26 protein-coding genes are annotated in these 24,266 nt (G+C 38.6%); all 26 read left to right on the top strand.

Annotation, left to right across the window (positions count from 1 at the left end; translation table 11 throughout):
- Positions 1 to 28: 28 nt before the first annotated feature.
- The 26 genes from gap to pheT all read left to right on the top strand — a co-directional run bounded on the left by gap (position 29) and on the right by pheT (position 24,234).
- Complete coding sequence (gene gap / locus EL171_RS03920; protein ID WP_005386278.1) at positions 29 to 1,039, top strand: type I glyceraldehyde-3-phosphate dehydrogenase; 1,011 nt, start codon at positions 29 to 31, stop codon at positions 1,037 to 1,039.
- Between the two features lie 13 nt (positions 1,040 to 1,052).
- The gene (locus EL171_RS03925) at positions 1,053 to 2,231 is read left to right on the top strand and encodes a phosphoglycerate kinase (protein WP_005386280.1); all 1,179 of its coding nucleotides are present in this window, start codon (positions 1,053 to 1,055) and stop codon (positions 2,229 to 2,231) included.
- Position 2,232: 1 nt separating this feature from the next.
- Positions 2,233 to 3,003: a triose-phosphate isomerase gene (tpiA, locus tag EL171_RS03930; protein ID WP_005386282.1), complete on the top strand. Its 771-nt coding sequence runs from the start codon at positions 2,233 to 2,235 to the stop codon at positions 3,001 to 3,003.
- A gap of 13 nt (positions 3,004 to 3,016) precedes the next feature.
- Positions 3,017 to 4,543: a 2,3-bisphosphoglycerate-independent phosphoglycerate mutase gene (gpmI, locus tag EL171_RS03935; RefSeq protein WP_039969119.1), complete on the top strand. Its 1,527-nt coding sequence runs from the start codon at positions 3,017 to 3,019 to the stop codon at positions 4,541 to 4,543.
- Positions 4,544 to 4,657: 114 nt separating this feature from the next.
- Complete coding sequence (gene eno, locus EL171_RS03940; RefSeq protein WP_005386287.1) at positions 4,658 to 5,941, top strand: phosphopyruvate hydratase; 1,284 nt, start codon at positions 4,658 to 4,660, stop codon at positions 5,939 to 5,941.
- Between the two features lie 187 nt (positions 5,942 to 6,128).
- Entirely contained in the window at positions 6,129 to 7,139 is a 1,011-nt protein-coding gene (locus EL171_RS03945; protein ID WP_005386289.1) for a GspE/PulE family protein, read from the top strand.
- The gene (locus EL171_RS03950) at positions 7,123 to 8,142 is read left to right on the top strand and encodes a type IV pilus twitching motility protein PilT (protein ID WP_005386291.1); all 1,020 of its coding nucleotides are present in this window, start codon (positions 7,123 to 7,125) and stop codon (positions 8,140 to 8,142) included. The genes EL171_RS03945 and EL171_RS03950 overlap by 17 nt, the downstream gene beginning before the upstream one ends.
- Before the next feature lie 8 nt (positions 8,143 to 8,150).
- Positions 8,151 to 9,326 (top strand): type II secretion system F family protein, encoded by a 1,176-nt coding sequence (locus EL171_RS03955; RefSeq protein ID WP_005386292.1) that lies wholly within the window; start codon positions 8,151 to 8,153, stop codon positions 9,324 to 9,326.
- Positions 9,327 to 9,378: 52 nt separating this feature from the next.
- Positions 9,379 to 9,825: a competence type IV pilus major pilin ComGC gene (locus tag EL171_RS03960; RefSeq protein WP_005386293.1), complete on the top strand. Its 447-nt coding sequence runs from the start codon at positions 9,379 to 9,381 to the stop codon at positions 9,823 to 9,825.
- Positions 9,826 to 10,002: 177 nt separating this feature from the next.
- Complete coding sequence (locus tag EL171_RS03965) at positions 10,003 to 10,584, top strand: prepilin peptidase (protein ID WP_005386294.1); 582 nt, start codon at positions 10,003 to 10,005, stop codon at positions 10,582 to 10,584.
- Positions 10,539 to 11,000 (top strand): hypothetical protein, encoded by a 462-nt coding sequence (locus EL171_RS03970; RefSeq protein WP_039969122.1) that lies wholly within the window; start codon positions 10,539 to 10,541, stop codon positions 10,998 to 11,000. Before EL171_RS03965 ends, EL171_RS03970 begins: the two co-directional genes overlap by 46 nt.
- A 7-nt stretch (positions 11,001 to 11,007) precedes the next feature.
- Positions 11,008 to 11,364 carry a hypothetical protein gene (locus tag EL171_RS03975; RefSeq protein ID WP_005386296.1) on the top strand — a complete coding sequence of 119 codons (357 nt, stop codon included), beginning with the start codon at positions 11,008 to 11,010 and terminating at the stop codon, positions 11,362 to 11,364.
- Between the two features lie 107 nt (positions 11,365 to 11,471).
- A complete protein-coding gene (locus tag EL171_RS03980) occupies positions 11,472 to 11,936 on the top strand; it encodes a hypothetical protein (protein WP_005386297.1) in 465 nt (154 codons plus the stop codon).
- Positions 11,937 to 11,970: 34 nt separating this feature from the next.
- Positions 11,971 to 12,324 (top strand): hypothetical protein, encoded by a 354-nt coding sequence (locus EL171_RS03985; RefSeq protein ID WP_232013653.1) that lies wholly within the window; start codon positions 11,971 to 11,973, stop codon positions 12,322 to 12,324.
- Positions 12,325 to 12,333: 9 nt separating this feature from the next.
- Positions 12,334 to 13,188 carry a hypothetical protein gene (locus tag EL171_RS03990; RefSeq protein ID WP_005386301.1) on the top strand — a complete coding sequence of 285 codons (855 nt, stop codon included), beginning with the start codon at positions 12,334 to 12,336 and terminating at the stop codon, positions 13,186 to 13,188.
- On the top strand, positions 13,172 to 13,762 hold the full coding sequence (locus EL171_RS03995) for a hypothetical protein (protein ID WP_039969126.1): 591 nt from the start codon (positions 13,172 to 13,174) through the stop codon (positions 13,760 to 13,762). The genes EL171_RS03990 and EL171_RS03995 overlap by 17 nt, the downstream gene beginning before the upstream one ends.
- A 46-nt stretch (positions 13,763 to 13,808) precedes the next feature.
- Positions 13,809 to 14,159, top strand: coding sequence for a hypothetical protein (locus tag EL171_RS09975; protein ID WP_232013654.1), 351 nt, complete (start codon positions 13,809 to 13,811; stop codon positions 14,157 to 14,159).
- Positions 14,160 to 14,284: 125 nt separating this feature from the next.
- A complete protein-coding gene (locus EL171_RS04005; protein WP_005386306.1) occupies positions 14,285 to 15,199 on the top strand; it encodes a shikimate kinase in 915 nt (304 codons plus the stop codon).
- Entirely contained in the window at positions 15,171 to 16,085 is a 915-nt protein-coding gene (locus tag EL171_RS04010) for an ATP-dependent 6-phosphofructokinase (protein ID WP_005386308.1), read from the top strand. The genes EL171_RS04005 and EL171_RS04010 overlap by 29 nt, the downstream gene beginning before the upstream one ends.
- Before the next feature lie 167 nt (positions 16,086 to 16,252).
- Positions 16,253 to 17,335, top strand: a complete 1,083-nt coding sequence (locus tag EL171_RS04015) for an efflux RND transporter periplasmic adaptor subunit (RefSeq protein WP_005386310.1) — start codon at positions 16,253 to 16,255, stop codon at positions 17,333 to 17,335.
- A gap of 12 nt (positions 17,336 to 17,347) precedes the next feature.
- Entirely contained in the window at positions 17,348 to 18,070 is a 723-nt protein-coding gene (locus EL171_RS04020; RefSeq protein WP_005386312.1) for an ABC transporter ATP-binding protein, read from the top strand.
- Positions 18,063 to 19,274, top strand: coding sequence for an ABC transporter permease (locus tag EL171_RS04025; RefSeq protein ID WP_005386315.1), 1,212 nt, complete (start codon positions 18,063 to 18,065; stop codon positions 19,272 to 19,274). The genes EL171_RS04020 and EL171_RS04025 overlap by 8 nt, the downstream gene beginning before the upstream one ends.
- 262 nt (positions 19,275 to 19,536) lie before the next feature.
- Positions 19,537 to 19,998, top strand: a complete 462-nt coding sequence (gene tnpA / locus EL171_RS04030; RefSeq protein ID WP_005380067.1) for an IS200/IS605 family transposase — start codon at positions 19,537 to 19,539, stop codon at positions 19,996 to 19,998.
- A 258-nt stretch (positions 19,999 to 20,256) separates the two neighbouring features.
- Positions 20,257 to 20,721 carry a PaaI family thioesterase gene (locus EL171_RS04035; RefSeq protein WP_024061874.1) on the top strand — a complete coding sequence of 155 codons (465 nt, stop codon included), beginning with the start codon at positions 20,257 to 20,259 and terminating at the stop codon, positions 20,719 to 20,721.
- Positions 20,722 to 20,757: 36 nt separating this feature from the next.
- Entirely contained in the window at positions 20,758 to 21,780 is a 1,023-nt protein-coding gene (pheS, locus tag EL171_RS04040; protein ID WP_005386321.1) for a phenylalanine--tRNA ligase subunit alpha, read from the top strand.
- Positions 21,781 to 21,789: 9 nt separating this feature from the next.
- Positions 21,790 to 24,234, top strand: coding sequence for a phenylalanine--tRNA ligase subunit beta (gene pheT / locus EL171_RS04045; protein WP_005386322.1), 2,445 nt, complete (start codon positions 21,790 to 21,792; stop codon positions 24,232 to 24,234).
- Positions 24,235 to 24,266: the final 32 nt, after the last annotated feature.

Genomic DNA, 24,266 nt, shown 5'->3' on the forward strand with positions numbered 1-24,266 from the left:
ATATTTTTGTTATTAGGAGGATCTAACAATGGCAGTAAAAGTTGGTATTAACGGTTTTGGTCGTATTGGTAAATGTGTAGTACGTGCAGCGATTAATAATCCTGACGTAGAAGTTGTAGCAATCAATGCTACTGGCGATAATGAAGGTACTGCATTATTGTTAAAATATGACTCTGTTCATGGCACAATTCCTAATGAAGTAACATTTGATGATGACAATATCTATGTTGACGGTAAAAAAATCCGCGTATTCCATGACCGCGATGCTTCTAAATTGCCTTGGTCTGAAGAAGGCGTTGAAATCGTTATGGAATGTACTGGTAAATACCGTGACGCAGAAGAAGCAAAAGTTCATTTGAATCAACCTACTGTAAAAAAAGTATTGATTTCTGCACCTGGTAAAAACGAAGACTTAACTATGGTTATGGGCGTTAACCAAGATATGTATGATCCTGCAAAACATCACATTATCTCTAATGCATCTTGTACAACAAACTGCTTGGCTCCATTTGCTAAAGTTTTATGCGATGAATTCGGTATCAAACGCGGTATGATGACTACAATTCATTCCTATACAAATGACCAAAAAATTCTTGATGCACGTCATAAAGACCCTCGTCGTGCTCGTGCAGCAGCAATGTCTATCATTCCTACAACAACTGGTGCAGCAAAAGCGGTTGCAAAAGTATTGCCTCAATTAAAAGGTAAATTAGACGGTTTCGCATTGCGCGTTCCTACTCCAGATGTATCTGCTACAGATCTTGTTTGCGAACTTGAAAAACCAGCTACTAAAGAAGAAATCAATGAAGCATTCCGCAAAGCAGCAGCTGGCGAATTAAAAGGTATTCTTGGTGTATCCGATGTACCATTGGTATCCTGTGATTTCAGCTCTGATCCTCGCAGCTCCATTGTTGATGCTGATTTAACCATGGTTATGGATGGCAACATGGTAAAAGTTGTTTCTTGGTATGATAACGAATGGGGTTACTCCGAACGTCTTATCGATATGGCAGCATTCGTAGCAAGCAAAGGCTTATAATCGGGAGGCTTTGATGAAACTAACAATCGATGGTTTACAAGTAGACAACAAAACAGTATTTGTTCGTGTTGATTTTAATGTTCCTATGAAAGACGGTGTCATCACTGATGACACTCGTATTCGTAGTGCCTTACCTACTATCAATTATTTAATTGAAAAAGGGGCAAAGGTTATTCTTGCTTCTCACTTTGGTCGTCCAAAAGGGGAACGAAAACCGGAAATGTCTTTAGCACCATGTGCAAAACATTTATCTGAGCTTATTAATAAACCAGTAGCATTCGTAGATGACTGCATTGGCCATAAGGTTGAAGAAGCTGTAAAAGCATTGCAACCTGGCGATGTATTGATGCTTGAAAACTTGCGTTACCACAATGAAGAAACTAAAAACGATCCTGAGTTTGCTAAACAATTAGCATCTCTTGCTGATGTAGCTATTAACGATGCATTTGGTGTTTCTCACCGTAATGCTGCGTCCGTAGTTGGTATTGCTGACTATATTCCTATGGCAGCAGGCTTCTTGCTCAAAAAAGAAATTGAAGCATTAAGTGCAGCGGTTGTACATCCTAAAACACCTATGGCAGCTATCATCGGCGGTGCTAAGGTAACAGATAAAATTTCTGTAATTTCTAATTTATTACCTAAAGTTGATGTCATGATCATCGGAGGCGGTATGGCTAATGCTTTCATTAAAGCACAAGGCTGTAACATTGGTAGCTCCTTATTTGAAGAAGGCCAAGAAGCTATCGCTACAGATCTTGTTATGGAAGCACGTGTAGCAGGGGCTAAATTATTGACTCCAATCGATGCTGTAGTAGCTGATGCTTTCAGCAACGATGCTAATACTAAAATCGTTGACGTTGAAAATATTGAAGATGGTTGGATGGTTCTAGATATTGGCCCTAAAACACGTGAGCTATATGTAGAAGCATTGGCGCCAATGAAGACTATTATTTGGAATGGTCCAATGGGCGTATTTGAAATGGAAAACTTTGCAGCTGGTACAAATGCGGTAGCAAAAGCTGTAGCTGAATCCGATGCGATGACTATCGTTGGTGGTGGTGACTCTGTAGCTGCTATTGAAAAAAGTGGCTTAGCAGATAAGATTAGCCATATCTCCACAGGTGGTGGCGCATCCTTGGAATTCTTAGAAGGTAAAATCCTACCAGGTATTGCTGCATTGTCTGAGGCATAATATGAGAAAACCCATTATTGCAGGAAATTGGAAAATGAATGGCACCATTGCGTCTGGATCTATCCTGATCGAAGCGTTTAACAGCGTGTTACAAGATATGGAATTATCCTGTGATGTAGTTGTTTGCCCGCCTTTCACAGCTATTGAGCGTGCAGTAGCATTAACACGCGATACGGCTATTGCAGTAGGCGCACAAACCATGGATTATCATGATGCTGGTGCATTTACTGGTGAAATTTCACCACTTATGCTTACAGAGGTAGGTGTCAATTATGTTATCATTGGTCACTCTGAACGCCGTGAATATTATGGTGAAACAGATGAGACGGTAAATGCAAAGATTAAAAGTGCATTCCATCATAATTTAACACCTATTGTCTGTGTTGGTGAAAGTTTAGAACAACGTGAGTCCGGTCATACTCTTGACTGGATTACGTCTCAACTTAAAGGTGCTTTGGTTGATGTTCCGAAGGAACAAGTTAGCCAATTGATTGTTGCGTACGAACCAATTTGGGCTATCGGTACAGGAAAAACAGCAACTGCTGATCAAGCTGAAGAGGTATGTAAAGAAATTCGCGATTACATACGTTCTTTATACGATGATGAGACTGCTGATGCTGTGCGCATCCAATATGGTGGTAGTGTTAAATCTGAAAATGCTCTCGAAATCCTAGGAGAACCTAATATTGATGGAGCACTCGTGGGTGGTGCATCTTTAGTAGTTGATGAATTTATTGATATTATTAAAGCGGCGAATCAAATAGGCGCTTAATATGAGGTTAAAAATGGCTAAATTAAAGGCTCCCGTAATGCTAGTCATCTTAGATGGCTTTGGCATGGGAGATCAATCAGATACAACCAATGCTGTAGTACAGGCGAAGCCGCACTGTTTTAATCAATTATGGGATACGTATCCACATACAAAATTAGAAGCATCAGGACTAGCGGTAGGCCTTCCAGAAGGCCAAATGGGGAATTCTGAGGTTGGCCATTTAAACCTGGGCTCTGGTCGCATTGTGTACCAAGATTTAACTCGTATTACTAAAGACGTTGAGTCTGGTGAGTTTTATAATCGCCCTGTTATAAAGGAACTATATGAAGTAGGCAAAAAACAAAGCTTACATCTTATCGGCCTAGTTTCTGATGGTAATGTGCATTGCTCCTTAGAACATATCAAGGCTGTTATTAAAGGCGCTCATGACAATGGTATTGAACATGTATATGTACATGCATTGCTCGATGGTCGTGATGTAGCACCTCAATGTGCACAAGTTTATATCAAAGATTTAGAAGCATATATGGTAGAGCTAAACTGTGGTAAAATTGCCACCGTAAGTGGTCGCTATTATGCAATGGATCGGGATAATCGTTGGGACCGTGTGGAACTTGCTTACAACGCTATTGTACATGGTCAAGGTGAAAGTGCCGCATCAGCTTGTGAAGCGGTACAACAATCCTATGATAAGGATGCAGCTGATGAGTTTGTTCTTCCTACAGTGATTGACTCTGAAGGAACTATCAAGAATGGCGATGCTGTTATCTTCTGTAACTTCCGTCCAGACCGTGGGCGTGAACTTACAAAAGCTTTAGTATTGCCAGAATTTGATGGCTTTAACCGTGAACCATTATCCTTGTATATGGCGACTATGACCAAATATGAAGATGGCTTACCAGTTCATATTGTGTACGAAAAAGACATCTTGTCAGAAACATTAGGCGAAGTACTCAGTGTAGGTGGCTATCGTCAATTGCGTATTGCTGAAACAGAGAAATATGCCCATGTAACGTACTTCTTCAACGGCGGTAAAGAGGAACCATTTGAAGGTGAGGACCGCATCCTTGTAAAATCACCTCAAGTGGCAACTTATGATTTACAACCTGAGATGAGCGCTTATGAAGTGACTGATAAGGTTGTACAAGCTATTCAAGATGAAACATATGACATGATTATCTTGAACTTTGCAAACCCAGATATGGTTGGTCATACAGGTAGCTTTGAAGCAGCTGTAAAAGCAGTGCAAGCAGTAGACACTTGTTTAGGTCGAATCGTAGAGGCTATACGTAATAAAAAGGGTCATTTGTTGATTACTGCAGACCATGGTAATGCAGAGCTTATGGTTAACCATGAAACAGGTAAGGTGCATACAGCACATACAACGAACTTGGTACCGTTAATTTTAATGAGTGATACTCTAAAATCAGCTACATTAGAATCTGGTAAATTATGTGATATTGCGCCAACATTATTAGACTTGGCTGGCATAGATCAACCAAAATCTATGACTGGTCATAGTTTGGTAAAAAAAGCATAATATAGAGTTTTCACTATATTTATAGTTAATTAGAGTGATAAGCCATATGGTTTAGCTCAATATATAATGATTGTCATATGATAGTCATTCCGTTAGATTTTATGAGGTGAAGAAATGGCAGTAATTGAACAAGTCATTGCAAGAGAAATTTTAGATTCCCGCGGTAATCCAACTGTTGAAGTTGAAGTATGTTTAGAAGATGGTACTATTGCAACAGCAGCGGTTCCATCCGGTGCTTCTACAGGTAAGTTTGAAGCTGTAGAATTACGTGATGGTGATAAATCCCGTTACTCCGGTAAAGGTGTATTAACAGCTATCGACAATGTAAATGCTAAAATCGGTCCTGCCATTATTGGTTATGATGCGACTGAACAAGTAGCAATCGATAACTTGATGTTGAAATTAGATGGTACAGACAATAAATCTAACCTTGGTGCTAATGCAATTCTTGGTGTTTCCATGGCTGTAGCTCGTGCGGCGGCTGAATCTTTAGATTTGCCATTATTTGCATACCTTGGTGGTTTCAACGCAAAAGAATTACCAGTTCCTATGATGAACATCTTGAACGGTGGTGCACATGCGGATAATAATGTAGATATTCAAGAATTCATGATCATGCCTGTAGGCGCTACTTCCTTCGCAGAAGCTCTTCGCAGCTGTGCAGAAGTATATCATACATTGAAATCTGTACTTCATGATAAAGGCCTTAGCACTGCCGTAGGTGATGAAGGTGGTTTCGCACCAAACTTGGCATCTAATGAAGAAGCATTAGAAGTCATTTGTGAAGCTATTAAAGCGGCTGGTTATGAACCTGGTAAAGACTTCAAATTAGCTCTTGATTCTGCATCTTCCGAATTCTATGAAGATGGCAAATATAATTTAGCTGGTGAAGGCAAAGTTAAAACAGCTGCTGAAATGGTAGAGTTCTATGAATACCTAGTAGGTAAATACCCAATCGTATCCATCGAAGATGGTCTTGCTGAAGAAGATTGGGATGGCTGGAAATTGTTGACAGAACGCCTTGGTAATCGCGTACAACTTGTTGGTGATGATTTATTCGTAACTAACACAAAACGTTTGGCTCGTGGTATTGAGCTTGGTGTAGGTAACTCCATTCTTGTAAAAGTTAACCAAATCGGTACTTTAACAGAAGCATTCGACGCTATGGAGCTTGCTAAACGCGCTGGCTATACATGTGTAGTATCTCACCGTTCTGGTGAAACAGAAGATACATTCATTGCTGATATTGCTGTAGCTGTAAATGCTGGTCAAATTAAGACTGGTGCACCTGCTCGTTCTGAACGTGTAGCAAAATATAACCAATTGCTTCGCATTGAAGAAATGTTATACGAAACAGCTCAATATAAAGGTAATGACGTTTTCTATAATTTAAAATAAGATACGTTATATCTAATAGTCCAATAAGGGCGCCCTTCGGGGCGCCTTTTTTGTATGCCTAAAATAAAAAAGTTTTCGCTTCGTGGATTTTTAAACATAAAAGAGGAATTAAAGGTATGATGTCGAACCTTATAACGCCATACGCTAGTGTGAGGTAAAAACATACCGCAAGGTATAGGAGGTGACCATGTATGTAGATGTAACATTAGACGATATTATTCTGTATGCATTAGAGCATCATGTCAGCGATATTCACTTTGATCCAACTAAAAATGGTGTACAAATTAGATTACGACAAGATGGATTATTACAGACGCATATGACTGTATCAAACGAAGAGGCAGATCTTATTATTAACCGTATCAAGGTATGTAGTACGTTAGATATTAGTGAAAAGAGATTGCCTCAAGATGGTCGTTGGGCATGGAGTCATAAGGATACATCGGTAACGATGCGCGTATCTACATTACCCAGTTTATATGGAGAAACTTTGGTGTGTCGTCTTATGGGGAATGAAGGTAGTCATAAGGATCTAAAAGCGTTAGGCATGCGTGCAGATATTTTTGATCATATTGAACAGCTATTAAAACGTCCTTATGGATTGTTACTCATCTGTGGGCCTACGGGAAGTGGCAAAACTGCTACCTTATATGCGATGCTCCGCATGTTGAATTTAGAGGAAACAAAGCTAATTTGCCTTGAAGATCCTGTAGAGGCTGAAATAAAAGGAGCCATTCAAATTGGTATTAACGAAAAAATCGGCTTTACCTTTGCCAAAGGGTTAAGATCTGTGCTACGTCAAGATCCAGATACGATTATGATCGGTGAGATTCGGGATAAGGAGACGGCAGAGCTGGCTGTTAAATCAGCTTTAACCGGACACCGTGTACTATCCACTATTCATACAAATACAGCACTTGGTGTTGTAACGCGTCTCATGGATATGGGGGTAGAACCGTATTTAATACGGGCTACCTTGATGGGGGCCATTGCACAACGTCTAGTTAGAAAATTTGATGGTACATCGTATCACGGACGGACTGCTCTGTTTGAATACTTAGAGATACCTATTAATTCGGCTCAGTGGGATCAATTAGAGGCACATGTGTTACTGTCCTTAGAAGATTCTGCCCGTGAAGCCGTAGCTCAACATGTTACATCTATAGAGGAGGTGCATCGTTGTGGACTCATGCTGTAATAGTGAAAGTTTAGAAACCATTGTTGAAGAGGCTATACACTTATCATCAACAGATATTCATCTACAATGTGGCGAGCCTATCTATTTGAGACATGGTGATGGATTAAAGGCTACTCGATTTGTATGTACGACTACATTGATTGAAGATATTTTACGACGTTGTGGTATAGCATCGTATGAATGGCAATCTCTTGATGAAGCTTGTTCCTGTTGTGGTGTACGCATTCGTGTTCATCTGTATCGAGCTAATCAAACTATATGTGGCACACTTCGCTTATTGTGTCATCAACAACTTAAACTGGATGATAATAGTGAAGGTCAACTCCTACAAAAATTATGTGAATCTCATGATGGTTTATTGCTCGTCTGTGGTCCTACGGGTAGTGGTAAAAGTTTTACCTTAGCTTGTTGTATTGACTATATTAATCAAACGATGGAGCGCCATATCATCACGTTAGAAGATCCTATCGAATTTGAGTTTAAACCTAAGAAATCGTTAATTCATCAACGCCAATTAGGTGCAGATATTAAGTCTATGTCTGATGGTATTCGAGATGCATTGCGGGAGGATCCAGATGTCATTATGGTAGGAGAACTCCGAGATCGAGAAACCTTAGAGGCTGCACTTCATGCAGCCGAAACAGGTCATCTTGTGATGGCAACCATGCATACACAGCGGGCTGTAATGGCTGTTCACCGCATGATTTCATTATTCCCTGGAGAACAACAAGAGGAGGTGCGTAGTCAAATATCACAAGTGCTACGTGCCGTTATATGTCAACGGCTCCTTAGATGGAATAAAAAGTTCATTACCATCCGTGATATTTTGCTAAACACGCATGCGGTAGCGAATTTGATACGTACTCGTAAGGAACCACAAATCATTTCTATTCAAGAAACACAACTACCTATGAAAACACTAGAGATGGCCGTACGAGATGCGAAGGTACAATATGGCTCTCAGCAACAACTACATACATTATTAGATCAACAATTATCGTAGGTGAAGGTATGGAGGCTTATGAATATGTCGTAAAAGATGAGAATAATGAAACGATCAAAGGTTTAATATGGGCGGATTCAGAACAGGAGGTCGGTACACGGTTAAAGCGAGATGGATATAAGATTTATAAAATTACTTTACAAGTAAATAAGAAGAAACATAAGTGGAATCATACTATGGTGGTAGATGTAACCTATCAATTAGGACTACTCATCGAATCTGGCGTGCCTTTACGACGCGCATTACAGTTACTATGTCAAGGGAAAAGAGGCCTTCTGTATACCGCCTTATATGAATCGATTGAGCGTGGTCAAACGTTGTCTCAAGCATTGCGAAGTGAAAGTTGTCCTGCCATTGCACTGGCTTTACTAGAAAGTGGAGAAGCTGCAGGTACATTAGGAGAAAGCTTGCAATATATATCACGTCACTATGATTGGGAACGACAGCTACGGCAGAAGGTTATCAGTGCTATTTCCTATCCATTATTTTTACTTGTATTAATGAATATCTTTTTTCTTGTTACCATTTTGTTTATTATTCCATCCTTTGAAAAGGTTTTTACTACTATGCATATTACATTACCTGTGATGACGCGATCCCTCTTTGCATTAGGACAAGGGCTAAAGAATCATCCCATAGTGGTTGTTATTCTGCATTGTGTAGGCCTAGGGGCTATGGTCTTTGCATATCGTCAATATAGTATAAAACGCAAAGTACATCGTTGGCTTTGGCAGTTGGCTCACCGATACCAATGGATGACCTGCATTTACTATACAAGTATGTTAAAAGTTTGGGCGCTTTTGTTAGATTCTGGAATTTCTATTATTCACACTATGAATATTACAAGACCTTTATGGGGCAATATGCATGGTTCCGAATGTAGTGAAAAGGTAGAGGCAAAATTATTATCAGGCCATTCTTTAGAAGAGAGTCTGAGAACTGAGAATATTGGAAATTCCTTTATATGGCAAATGATCTCTATTGGAGAGGAAAGTGGGGAACTCGTAAAGATGTTAGAACATTGTGGACATTATTATGAATCTATACTTTCAAAATATATTGCTCGTCTTGAGAGACTATTAGAACCAATTTTACTGACCTTGATGGGGATTGGTGTAGCCGTTTTGGTTGTGTCTGTTATGTATCCGTTGTTTACGTCTATTGCTAAATTGGGAGGGCCGTAGGCATTGTTATCAAGCTATTTTACAGAATTAATAATGATAAAAGGAGGATATTATGAGTTCTGTTATGCACCTAGTTCATGAATTAAATCATAGATTAGAAATATGTAGTCAATGGATTGTAGAGCATCTACAAATTAATCATGTTCGAGAAAACCTTAAAAAATCGAGAAAAGGTGGATTTACTCTTGTAGAATTAATGGTTGTCGTTGCAGTTATCGCCATATTAGCAGCTATTGCGATGCCACAATTTCTATCGGCTGCTGATCGAGCACGAACTGCGAAGGAAACAGCAGATATTCAAATTATTAAAAATGCAACGCAGCTCTATATGATTGACAAGAATGTAGATACACCGCCAACTGTGGAAAATTTATATAAAGAAGGCTATCTTACAGAACATGTTAAAACTGCAAAAGATAAGGAATATACCATTACTTATGAAGCGGTTAATGGTGGTACTGCGAAGGCAGTTGTAGTTAAAGCCCCTGATGCACCTTAAACCTAAGCGCTATCTAGTATTTAGTACTTAATATTTAATACTTAATATTTAAGTCTTAATAGTTAATGTGCATGGATTGATGATTGAAATGTAGATTTTTATTTGCATATACATATGTAGTTATATTAATAGCTATACAGTAGTTATATTTACATTAATATATATACAGTTGATTTTATGGAAGGACAAGGTATGAAAGGGACTCATTACGTTATAGCACTGATCGTGTATATAGCATCCATTGTATTGCCTATTATACTTTCATCACGAGCAATATCCTTTATTCACGTTGCTTTGTATGCTGTGTTTTCACTCATCATCATAGCAGGTGCTACCATCGATATGCATTACTATATATTGCCTGATGAAGGGGCGTTAGTGCTTGTTTTAGGTGGTATCGTGTATAGCTTTATAAATGATAAGTCTATGCTTGTAACGATTATAAGTGTTATGAGTGTAGGTGCTATTACATATGGACTTCGTCTTATGAGTCATAAAGGTTTTGGACTAGGCGATGTGAAATGGTTTTCTGCTATTGCCATGTGGCTTACGCCGTGGGAGATTGTATGCTTCTTTTACGTAGCCTTTTGTGTTGGTTCTCTCTATCTCTTACTAACAAGCTATCGTAATCGATACATTCCATTTGGTCCCTTTCTATGCTTTGGTGGTTGGTGTGCCTTACATGGCGGATCCTATATGGAGGTGTTGTACCAATGGTTAAGGCACAACCTGTACATCATCAATACGGCTCTTTGTTAGCTGAGTGGATTATTGCGATTAGTTTATTTTTACTTCTTATTTCTATGTCTTTGCCTATTGTAACAACGCCTAGCCGTTACACTCTAAATGGAAGTACTGAAGAAGTAGTATATATGTTAAAAAAGGTTCAACTTTGGTCTATGCTTGGGCATAAATCTAATGGAAAAGGGCGTATGTTATTCATATTAAATAAAGACAGCTATACCTTAGAGGAGGATGCTCATCATCATACAGTTAATATTTCCTTACCTGTAGGGATTGAAAATGTACAACCCTTAACGGTTATCTCTTTTTCTTCTCTAGGATTACCTTATGATGGAACGGAACTTATTTTACGAGATCGAGAAAGTGGTGAGAGAAATCGTATATGGATATCTGTACAGACGGGACGTATTCGATGGGAAGAAGTCCATTAAGGGCTTTATGTATGGAGATGCCTTAGTATCAACAGCTATTATTATGTTTATCTTGCCGGTTATATTATCTGTATTTTGGATGTCTACCTTAACAATCTATAAGGCTTACTATTGGGATCATATATTACAAGACACCATAACATATGTAGAGGAAAGTAAGTCTATGTATTATCAAACGGGTCATATTCAAGAAGGTATACATAACTCTCAATTTATTATGAGTCCCAGTGAATCTATTACTTATAAAACACATGTAGAACCTATCGTAGAAAATGGCATTGTCCTACAACGATTAACTGTGCAGGCCATAGATAATGAATCTGTTGTGTATACCTTATCTCTCGACTTGGAGGAAATACGGTGAGAACTCATGATACACAAAGAGGTTTTATTTTGTATTCAACCCTCATCAGTATAACTATTTCGACCATCGTTTTAACCTTATTGTTAGGCATAGTTTTTTATGGGGTTATGTGGAATGCAAAATTAGTTGATAGCGTAGCCATGATGGAGGATGGTCGTTATACGCGGCGCATGGCGGTGGCTCAAATCATATGGAATCCTGTACAGATAACGGTAGAGGATCGAAATATGACCTTATATATTCACGACACTAAGCGTACTAAACTAACATTACAACGCCATGCTTTGTATAGGAAGCTTACAGATGGCAGCTTACAACCTGTTAGCGGCAGCCGTATTATCGGCACAAAGGATAAACGAAATGTTGGGTACACACAAGAACATTCATTTAGTATGGATGAGAGCGGAGCAGTCCATATGAGCTGGTATATTACGAATCGATTTACTGGTGATAAACAATATACTGCTGGATATGGAGGCTTAGCTATATATGAAGTCGCCATAGGTCAAAGTAGTATATATGATTGGTATAAAGATAATGAGGAAACAAGTCATGAACATGGGAGCCCATAATGCTGGGTTTATTACATATGTAGCCATATTTACAATGTCCTTTTTATTAGTATTGGCCTTTATGGGACTGCGTATTGGTCAAATTTGTGAAAGTAATGCAGTAGATGAATTGCATTTAGAAGAGGCTCATTATGCAGCGCAAAGTGGAGCGCATTGGTTTGTAGGCTACTGTAAGGCTGGTAATACATGGGACTTTCAGGAAAAGCTAATTGTGGCTGATGATGCGGATGTGGAAATCACCATTGAAGCCGATCCATCCCGTGACAATCCTCGTCACGTTATGAGTTATGGAAAATTGAAACATCAGGAAATAGTAAGTCGTGTACATATGTATGTGACAGTAGATACAGATCATACTATGCATGTTATGAAGATAAAACCATATTGAGGTGAATCTATGAAACGGAAAAAGAAAATACATACTGGTGTATGTATTACAGATGAACGTATTGTATGTGTAACAGCTCATGTAGAAAATAAAACGATGGTCATTACCGATGCACTAGAAATGAAACGCAGTGCATCTATTGATGAGGATGTTAGAAAATTTATAGAAATGTATGATTTAGATGACGGAGCTTACAGCATGGTAGCTAATATTGATACACAAATGCATGTAGCACCTTATGATCCTCACGATTTTGATATGAAGGAGTTCATCAAATGGAATGTAGAGGATTACTTTACCTTTGATGGCGACAGTTTCCAAATGGATGCATGTCGTCGAGAATATCCAAGACATAATTATCATATGTTTATGGTTGCCGTAGAGCGTCATTCATTAGAACTTTTAAAACAAGGTATACGAGACACCTATGCACCGGTGGATGTAATCGATTTCTGGCCTATTCCTATTTGTTACAGCTTGATGCGGCGTAGTGGTACCGTGACAGGTGTCGTAGAAAAGGATAATCTACACTTATGGCTGTGGTGGAATGATATATGTATTCAAGAACGGATTGTCCCTATTAGTGGCAGTGATGTATCAGAAGCTATGGAGGTGCTAGAAGCTAGGCTGCAAGAATTTGGCGTAGATGAAATACAAGGGATTAAGTTGTATGGCTTCGACCGATTAACCGAAGAAGAACAGAAGGATATGGAAGCCATTATTTCTATATATGGAGAAACAGAGTATATTCCATTATTATTCTTAGGGCGTGGTCGTAATCGATGTAAACAAGGACAATTAGATTGGGATATGGCCATTGGTATGGCTGCAAGGGGGCTTAAATGGATTGGCTTGGGATGGTAGATATATTAATCTAATGCCTCGATCGTTACGTTGGCATAGTTTATGGCACAGATATCGTTATTATCTATATGGCATAAGTATTGTATACGTAATAGTAGGATTAATAGCTATAGGTTGGTGTTGGTCTAGTTATAAACAGTATAAGACTGAAAAAGCAGAACTATTGACTTTATTGGAAAATTCGCAGTATCAGTCAATTGGAAAACAGTATGAGGATATAGTATCAGTTAAAAATAAAATACTTAAGAATAGTTCTGGGAGAAATAAAAAACCTATTTTTCAAAATACTATCGTTTTATATGTCCTTGATATAGCTATGGGACAAGGAATCAGTTTACAACACCTTAATATAAAGGATGAACATATTAGTGTAGATGGTATAGGCCATAGTGATGAAGCATGTCGTAAATTTATAGCTAGTCTTCAACAAAGGTTAATTGGAATGGATTGTCATGGAACAGTTAAAGCAGATCAAGGTATATATACATTCCATATGGAAGGATCTAAAGGAGAGCACAACATATCCAGTAGAGAAGATAGTAATGAGCATACTAGTGTGGGGCATCATCATTAGTATCTCACTATATGGATATATAAGCTTAGATCACAAAGCGACTCATTTGAAAGAACGACAAGAAAATTATGTTATCCAAATGCAGGTTGAGTCAGATTATATCGCATCTAAGGAAGCAAAATTACTAGCGTCTTTTACAGAAAATAAGCTGTCGAACACAAGTTCTAATACTAGTGTTTTTGAGTCTTTGCAAGGAGAACCATTAATGATTGTTAGTACTGATGAGCATGAAGGTGTATTAGAGTTAAATTTATTAGGAAGCACAGAACGCCTAATCAACTGGATTAATACTGTTGAAGCAAAAGACCCTTCACGCCGTATAGAAATAGAGGACATAGAACGAAAAGGCAATGTTGTGTATGTACATTGTGCAGTAAAACCGACTATAAGGTCTTAATATATATTCTTTTATAGTAATATTAATAGAGACAGATTATAGATTGTTATTCTATAGTCTGTCTTTGTTTTTGTTGCATTTTATAGTACAATGAAGGATATGAAATAATAAGGGGCACATAACAGATGATAATAAAACGAAATATTATGCTCATCGGTTCTATGGGGAGTGGCAAGAGCCATTTCGGTCGTAATCTTGCGGAACGCAAGGGATGGCAATTTGTAGATACCGATCGCGTATTAGAAGGTCGTTTTGGGTTGCCTATTGCTGAAATATTCAAGAAAATTGGGGAAAAAGCATTCCGACGTGCAGAAATGGATGTACTGAAAAAGGTTTGCTTATATCACGAAGCAGTCATCTCCGTAGGTGGTAATTTTCCCATTGAACATCGCACATTAAAGATATTGAAGAAATATTCTTATATCATTGGTATCCGAGCTGCACAATTTCGCATTGTCAGTCGTGTGAATCGCCGTATTGGGAAACGGCCAACCATGGATTATAACAATGTTCATGCCTTTGTACATGCTATGATACAATCCTGGAAACCGGTGTATAAGCAGTGTGATTTTGTACTAGATACAACAAATGGTCGGACCTATGATTTTATGCAACGTATTGAGGATGAGTTAGTTACCTCAGGTGTTCAATTTAAAGCAAGACGTCAACCCAATGATACGGAAAATAGAGATGGTAAAGAGCCATCTCAAGAATTACAATTTAATAATTTTCTAAGAAATAAATTAGATAATCCCAGCTTATCTAAAACACAATGCTTTAATAAACGGATTTCTAATGATACAGAAACTAAGCAAATAGTCTTAAAAAAAGAACCATCTAATAAGGCAGTTTCTTATAAAGCTGGTAATGACAAACATCGCAAACATAAGAAATCTAATCAAGCGGTTACAGGACATAAGAAAGAAACTATATCCAAACAACGTACACCACAAGGGGGTAATGGATATGAGAAGAATCGCAATACTAACAAGCGGCGGAGACGCACCTGGAATGAACGCCGCCATAAGAGCGCTAACTAGAAAAGCCATTCATGAAGGCTTTGAAGTTTTCGGTATTGAACGTGGCTATTTAGGTATTATGGAAGAACAATTTGTTCCTTTAGCAAACCGTTCTGTAGGTGGTATTATTACTCAAGGCGGTACCATGCTAAAAACAGCTCGTTTTCCTGAGTTTCAAAATGAAGATGTTCAGCGTAAAGCTTACGATATTTTGAAAGCTCATAATATTGATCACCTTATTGTTATCGGTGGCGATGGTTCTATGCGAGGCGCTATGAGTTTAGCTAAGCTTGGCATGTCTACAATGACAATTCCATGCACCATAGATAATGATATGGGTGGTACTCAATATACTATAGGCTTTGATACGGCGCTTAATACTGTAGTTGATGCGGTTGGAAGAATTCGTGATACATCTAATTCCCATGAACGGGTAGCCATTGTAGAGGTAATGGGTCGTAAAGCAGGTCATATTGCACTTAAAGCTGGCCTTGCCTGTGGTGCTGAAATTGTACTCGTTCCTGAAAATCCTATGCCTTTACATGAGGTCTGTCGTCATTTAAAGGAAACACAGATTCGGGGTAAAGAATATAGTGTGATACTCGTTGCTGAAGGTGCATATAATAGTGGAGAAGTAAAATCCTTCATTAAGGAGCATACGGAATTTGATCCAAGTTTGACTGTATTAGGATATTTACAACGCGGTGGCGGTCCTTCTGCATTCGATGCTATTTTATCGGCACGTATGAGTGAAACTTGTATTGAGTTATTGATGAATGGTACAGATAATCGACTAATTGGATATATTGATGGTCACATTCGTGCTATTTCCTATCAAGAGGCTGAAAGTCTTGTATTTCCTATTAATGAAAAGGATTATACATTATTATCTATATTAAGCAGTTAAAACTATTAATGACCCGCAAGGGTCATTTTCTTTTATCATCAATTATTCATTAATGAAATTATATTGCATAAAAGTAATTGGTATTGTATAATTTAAAATTACTAATAGTATTGTTAGGAACGATACATGTTGTGCCAATATCTTCGTTTTAATATAAGGAGATTATAATGAAAGAATTTTTACAAAAGCATCGTAAACGCATTATTGCAGGTGCTGTTGTTCTTTGTGTTCTTGGTGGTGGTACATACTACTACATGCATAGCGAAGGTTCTAAGCAAACACAAAACTTATATACTACTGGTAAGGTAGAAAAGGGTGATGTAAAAACTAGTATTAGTGCAACTGGTACTATTAACCCTGTCAATTATGTAGACGTTTCTACGAATGTGGCTGGTAAGCTTGAAAAAGTCTTAGTAAAAGAGAATGATCAAGTTACAGCTGGTCAAGTTATTGCTTATATTGATACACGTCAATTGCAAGCCTCTGCAGATGATGCACGAGCTGCATTAGCTAAGGCAGAACTTGATATGAATCGTTATAAAGCATTAGCAGACCAAAATGCTATCGCTCAACAAACCTATGATGATTCTGTAACATCTTATGAACGTGCAAAATCTACGTATGACCGGGCAGCAGCAGATTTAAGCGATGCTACAATTACAGCACCAATGTCTGGCACTGTTATAGGCACACCATTGAAAGCTGGTCAAACTATCAGTACTGGTATTTCTACACAAATGATTATCGCTACTATTGCAGATTTAAGTGACTTAGAAATTTACTTAACTGTAGATGAAACAGATATTGGTAGTATCAAACAAGGTGCTAAAGTAGAATTTACTGTAGACTCTAAACCAGGTGAAACTTTCACAGGCTACGTATCTGAAATCGCAAAGGGTACAAAAGGTAACATGGGTGCTACAAGCAACAGTGTTGTTTACTATACTGTAAAGGTTCAAATTCCTGAAAATATTTCCAACAACTTCTTACCATCTATGACGGCTCGTGCAACCATCTTTGGTGAAGATATTAAAAATACATTAGTAGTACCTCTTACGGCAGTGCGTACAGATAAGCAAGGTGAATACGTATATGTTATTAAAGATGGTCAACCAGTACGTACAGCTGTTTCTACAGGTGTAACTGGGGATACTAATGTACAAATTTTAAAAGGTTTATCTGAAGGTGATGAAATCATCGTAAGCGGTGATGTAACGGCACCTAAGAATAATAACCGTGGACCATTCTAATAGTAGGTGAATATGAATCAAGCAGTAATCGATATACAAGGGATTACAAAGACCTATGTAAATGGTAAATTATCGGTGCCTGTTTTACATGGTATTGATTTACAGGTCAATAAAGGCGAATTCGTATCTATTATGGGTCCTTCCGGTTCTGGTAAGTCTACCTTTATGAACATTCTTGGCTGTTTAGACAGACCAACGACAGGTTCATACCGCCTTAATGGCGATGAGGTAGCTACTTTATCCGATGATGAATTGGCCTTTGTACGAAACAAACAAATAGGCTTTGTATTCCAAAGTTTTAACTTATTAACAAAATTGACAGCTTTAGAGAATGTGGCGCTCCCTATGATTTATGCAGGGATGGATAAAAAGTCACGTAATGAACGTGCCGCTGCATTGTTATCCTCTGTTGGCCTTGGGGATCGTATGGATCACTTGCCATCTGAGTTATCTGGTGGTCAGCGTCAACGTGTAGCCATAGCTCGCGCGTTAGCGAATAATCCTGCTATCATCATGGCCGATGAACCGACAGGCAACCTTGACTCCAAGTCGACTATTGATGTTATGAATATCTTTAGAGGTCTCTATGATGAAGGGCGTACAATTATCCTCGTTACTCATGAACCTGAAATTGCAACCTATGCAAGTCGTAATGTAGTATTGCGCGATGGTTTGATTGTAGAGGACTCTCAAAATCTCAATATGACGCCTGTACAGGAGGTGCCACATGTATAAAGAGAGTTTCTTAATGGCATGGGCATCCCTCATTGCTAATAAAATGCGTTCCATTTTAACCATGTTAGGCATTATTATCGGTGTAGCTGCCGTAATTGCCTTAGTATCCATTGGTAATGGTGTAAAGCAAGATATTCAAAACTCCATCTCTAGCTTAGGATCTAATCTATTGATGGTTATGCCTGGGGCACCACGCACACCAGGGGTTCGACCTTCTGCAGGTTCTATGAAGTCTTTAAAGGTTTCTGATTACGAAGCGATTTCAAAATTGGATGGTGTGAAAGCTGCCAGTCCGATGACAAATGGTTCGTATGTAGTAATTTATCAAAATAAAAACTGGACCACTTCTGTATCTGGTGTTAGTTATAACTATTTAGATGTAAACAATTGGTCTATGAAATCTGGTCGCTTCTTATCTGAAAAGAATGTACAGAATCGTGAACGCGTCGCAGTAGTAGGTAAAACAGTTGTTAAAAATCTATTTGGTGATGAAGATCCAGTAGGTGCAGAAATTCGTGTTAAAAACATTCCGTTCCGTATCATTGGTGTCCTTAATAGTAAGGGCAGTGGTGCTATGGGTAATGACCAAGATGATATGGTTGTTATCCCGTATACTACAGCCATGGAACGGGTAGAAGGTGTTGATTATCTTCGAATGATCTACGTAGTAGGTAAGGATGAAAACGGTATCGATCGTTTACAATCCGATATTGAAAACCTATTGCGCGTACGTCATGGAATCAAGGATACTAATCTAGATGATTTCAATATTCAGAACATGAACTCTATCATGGAAACTATGGAGGAAACTACAGGAACATTAACATTATTCCTTGGCGCTGTAGCTGCTATCTCGCTCGTTGTTGGTGGTATCGGCATTATGAATATTATGCTCGTATCAGTAACAGAACGGACAAGAGAAATTGGGGTGCGTAAGGCTTTAGGTGCAACTTATAGTGTTATCGTTACACAGTTCCTTATCGAGGCTGTTGTTATCAGTCTGATGGGGGGCATCATAGGTATTGCACTCGGTATAGGGGCCTCTAAGTTAATTGGTATGGCTTCAGGCATGAGTACAGTTATATCTATACCAACTATTGTAATGTCTTTTGCCTTCTCTATGGCAATTGGTTTGATCTTTGGTATTTATCCAGCTCGCAAGGCGGCAAAACTCAATCCAATAGATGCATTACATTATGAATAGTCTTGAATTGTAAGTGTGTATTTTTAAGAACATACTAATAAATAGATAGAGTTATTCGCATATGGTGCGTTGCATGATACAATATGTATGATGTAACGCACCATTTTTATTATTGTCTTTAGACTGGTTCGCGACGTAGTCGCGAATCATAAAACCACCCGCTATGCGGGTGCGGCAACGAAAGTTATACAAAAAAATCACCTTGCTTAAGTATAATGTAGGTGTTCAAGCCGCATTATATACAAAAGAAAGGTGATTTTATATGGCAACAAAGACACAGAGCCTTGCGCACACAAAATGGTTATGCAAATACCACATAGTATTTACACCTAAGTATAGACGTAAAGTTATATATAATCAATATAGAAATAGTTTACGTGAAATACTGAGACGTTTATGTGAATATAAGGGCGTCAAGATTATAGAGGGGGAGCTTATGGCAGATCATGTGCATATGCTAGTGTTAATTCCACCTAAAATATCAGTTTCATCTTTTATGGGATATCTAAAGGGTAAAAGTGCGCTAATGATGTTCGATAAACACGCAAACTTAAAGTATAAATTTGGAAATAGACACTTTTGGTCCGAGGGATATTATGTAAGTACGGTAGGATTAAATGAAGCTACCGTAAAAAAATATATACGTGAGCAAGAATTACATGACCAAATGAAAGATAAACTTAGTGTAAAAGAATATGAGGACCCTTTTAAGGGTAGCAAGTAATACATATCCCCTTTAAGGGGACCGTTACGAGTCAATGGCTATGCGGCTTGAACGTAGTGAAAGCCAGCGCCTTTAGACGCTGGCCTAGTACTACGGGCTTATAGCCCGTGAGCAAACCACCCGTTTTACGGGTGGTCCTGATGTTTGTACTGAGTTTTTTTGCAAGAACGCTCTAAATCATTTCATGCAAGTAATTTGTAATAAACGGGGTATGTAGATTACCTAATCTACGGGTAAGTATATTGAATGGAGAACCTTATGGCTACAACATTGTTAGAATATTTCAACGAATTACGAAATCAGAATCCATTTTCTTGGGTAAAAGATTCTGAAATTACAGCAGTTGAACCAGGTCATGCAGAAATGACCTTACAAACAAATGATACAGAGTATTGTAATTTCCGAGGGGATTTACATGGTGCCGTTTGTATTGGTTTAGCAGATAGTGTAATGGGGACCGCTTGTTTCACATTGGGCAAATCTGTTAGCACTATTGATCTTAATGGTAACTATGTGAAAGCTGTTAAGGGTGGTACTGTATTGCGTGGTGTAGCCAATGTAGAGCATAATGGTAAAACAACTATGGTTGCTACAGCACGTATCTATAATGAATTAGGTGAACTTGTTCACTTGGCACGTGGTACATTTTTTGTACTAGAAGAGAAGTCATTACCTGAATTACCATGGCGTTTTATTGAAGAAGACAACCCTGATTTGGTATAATATAGTTTAGACTTTTAAATATAGGAGGATGCTTTAATGAAAGAAGAATTACAACGGATTAAGGCTGAAGCTCTTGATGCGATTAAAGGGTTGACAGATATACAATCACTGCAAGATATACGCGTTAAATATTTAGGTAAAAAAGGTGAGGTAACGGCATTACTAAAAGGTCTTGGTAAATTATCTCCAGAAGAACGCCCGAAGGCTGGCGCCCTCGTTAATGCTGTTCGTGAAGCATTAGAAGCCGAAATTGATACGGTTAAAGTTCGTATGGAAACGGCAGAGTTAAACGCTCGTTTAGAACAAGAACGCATCGATATTACATTGCCTGGTCGTGCACAAAAAGCTGGTCATATCCATCCATTAACTAAGGTTAATGAAATGATTGAGGACTTCTTCATGAAAATGGGGTATACCGTTGAAGAGGGGCCAGAAATTGAACAGGATTACTTTAACTTCGAATGCTTAAACTTGCCTAAAGACCATCCTGCACGTGATATGCAAGATTCCTTCTATATTACAGAAAACTTCTTATTGCGTACGCATACATCTCCAGTACAAGCTCGTACAATGCAACGTCATGAGCCTAATAGCCCAATCCGTATGATTGCGCCTGGTAAGGTTTATCGTTGGGATTATGATGCAACACATTCCCCAGTATTCCATCAAGTGGAAGGTCTCATCATCGATGAGCATATTACATTTGCTGATTTGAAAGGCACATTAGAGTCCTTCTTGCGTCATATGTATGGGGATGAAACAAAAGTACGTTTCCGTACAAGCTTCTTCCCATTTACAGAACCATCTGCAGAAGTAGATATTTCCTGTGTAATGTGTGGTGGTGAAGGTTGCCGTGTATGTTCTCATACAGGTTGGCTTGAAATCTTAGGATGCGGTATGGTTCATCCTGATGTATTGCGTATTAATGGGTACGATCCTGAAAAGGTTAAAGGCTTTGCCTTTGGTATGGGCGTAGAACGTATTGCTATGCTTTTATATGGCATTAATGATTTACGTCTATTCTTTGAAGATGATGTACGATTCTTGGAACAATTTTAGGAGGAACTCATGAAAGCAAGTTTACAGTGGATGAACGAATACGTGCCTGTGGATATGAATCGTCCTGCTCAAGAATTGGCCGATGAATTAACACAAGCTGGTATTCCTGTAGAAGATGTCATTGCTATGGATAATGGCATTAAGAAAATTTATACTGGTAAAATCGTGGAGATTACAAAACATCCAGATGCAGATAAATTACAAGTATGCCAAGTTGAATGCCTTACAGAAGAAGGTGAACCTGTTACAAAACAAATCGTAACAGCTGCTACCAATGTTGCAGTAGGCCAAATCGTGCCTGTGGCGTATCATAAATCTCGCTTAGCTGATGGCACAGAGATTAAAAAAGGTAAATTGCGCGGTGTAGTTTCTGAAGGCATGTTCTGCTCCGTTGCAGAATTTGGCATTTCTAGTGATTTAGTATTGCCTGAAGAAGCTCAAGGCATTTATATTTTCCCTGAAAATACACCAATTGGTCTTGATGTAAAAGACGTTTTAGGCTTAAATGATACAGTGTATGAATTTGAATTGACTGCTAACCGAGCAGATTGCTTCTCCATGGTTGGTTTATCCCGTGAATTCGGTATTATGACAAACCAAAAAGCTTTATTCCCTGTTATCATGGTTAACGAAAATGGCGAGTCTATTGAAGGAAAAGCATCTGTATCCATTGAAGCGGATGATCTTTGTACTCGTTTTACTGCTCGCGTAGTAACTGATGTTAAGGTTGAGCCATCCCCATTGTGGATACAAAACCGTTTGCGTAACAGTGGCATTCGTCCTATCAATAACGTAGTAGACGTTACAAACTATGTTATGTTAGAACTTGGTCAACCTATGCATGCCTATGATTATGACCATGTAAAAGGTCATCAATTGGTGGCAAGACGCGCTAAAAATGGTGAAGTTCTTGTTACACTTGATGGTTCTGAACGCGAATTGAATGACTCCATGCTCATCATTGCCGATACAGAACGTCCAGTAGGTGTAGCTGGTATCATGGGTGGCTTTGATAGTGAAGTGACAAATGAAACGACTACCGTTTTGTTCGAAGCTGCCGTATTCAATGGTCCATCCATTCGTCGTACATCTAAAGCTCTTGGCATGCGTTCCGAAGCATCTGGTCGTTTCGAACGTGGTGTAAATCATAAATACACTGCTTATGCTATCGATAGAGCAGCTCAATTATTACAACAAATCTGTCCTACTTGTAAAGTTGATGTAGGCGTTATCGATGTATATAAAAATCCTGTAGAACAACATACTGTTACTTTTACAGCAGAACAAATTAACGATTACTTGGGTACAAACATTGAAAAAGACGAAATGGTTCGTATTTTGACTGCCCTTGAGTTCGTTGTAACTGAAGATGGCGATAAATTGTCTGCTCTCGTTCCAACATGGCGTGGCGACGTAACAGTGATGCCTGATATCGCTGAAGAAGTGGCTCGTATTTACAACTATGATAATATTAAGCCTACAATTCCGGTTGCCGTATTATCCTCTGGTGGCATGACACCTAAGAAAGCTCTTACTAAAGAGGTAACTCATGCATTGGCTAAATTGGGTATGACTCAAATCATTACATTTAGCTTCATGCATAAAGATGGTCTTACTAACATGATGCTTCCTGAAGTGGATAGCCGTTATACTGCCATCCCAATCTTGAACCCTATTTCTGAAGAGTTCCCTTATATGCGTACTACATTGGTACCAGCTGTTATTGAAGCAGCTAAACGCAATATTGCGCAACAAAATAAGGATCTTTGGTTATTTGAAACAGCCAATGTATATGAACCAAAAGCATTGCCTTTAACAGAAGTACCTCATGAACGCCCTATGGCTTGCGGTATCTTGATGGGCAAGGCAAACCAAGCTGGTTGGAATCAAGCAGAACGCACTACAGATTTCTATGATGTAAAAGGTATTGTAGATGCGTTGTTAGCTGAATTAGGTGTTACAAGTTATGAAATTAATCGCGGCACTGAGCCATACTTCCACCCAGGTGTAAGTGCTCAATACGTTGTTGATGGTAAAATGATTGCTCAGTATGGGGAATTACATCCACAAGTGAGCAAAAACTTTGACTTACCTGGCAAAGTATACATGTTTGAAATCGATTTGGAAGCCGTATTATCCTTAACGATTCCAGCATTCCGTTATACATCCTTCAGTAAATTCCCAGGCACTAGTCGTGACCTTGCTATCGTAGCACCTGTGTCCGTATCTAGTGGCGAAATTTTATCCATCATCAAAGAGCATGGTGGAGAATATTTAGAAAATGCATCTATCTTCGACGTTTACGAAGGTGAACATATTGAAGCTGGTTACCGCAGCCTTGCATACAACTTACAATTCCGGTCTATGGAAGGTACGTTGAATGATGAGGATATTGATGGTAATATTCAAGCTATTATCGATGCATTAGCAGAAATTAACTGCAAATTACGTTAATTTTAAGCAGTATATTGAAAGGGTTTACCGTA

The sequence above is a fragment of the Veillonella dispar genome (assembly GCF_900637515.1).
Taxonomy (GTDB): Bacteria; Bacillota; Negativicutes; order Veillonellales; family Veillonellaceae; genus Veillonella; species Veillonella dispar.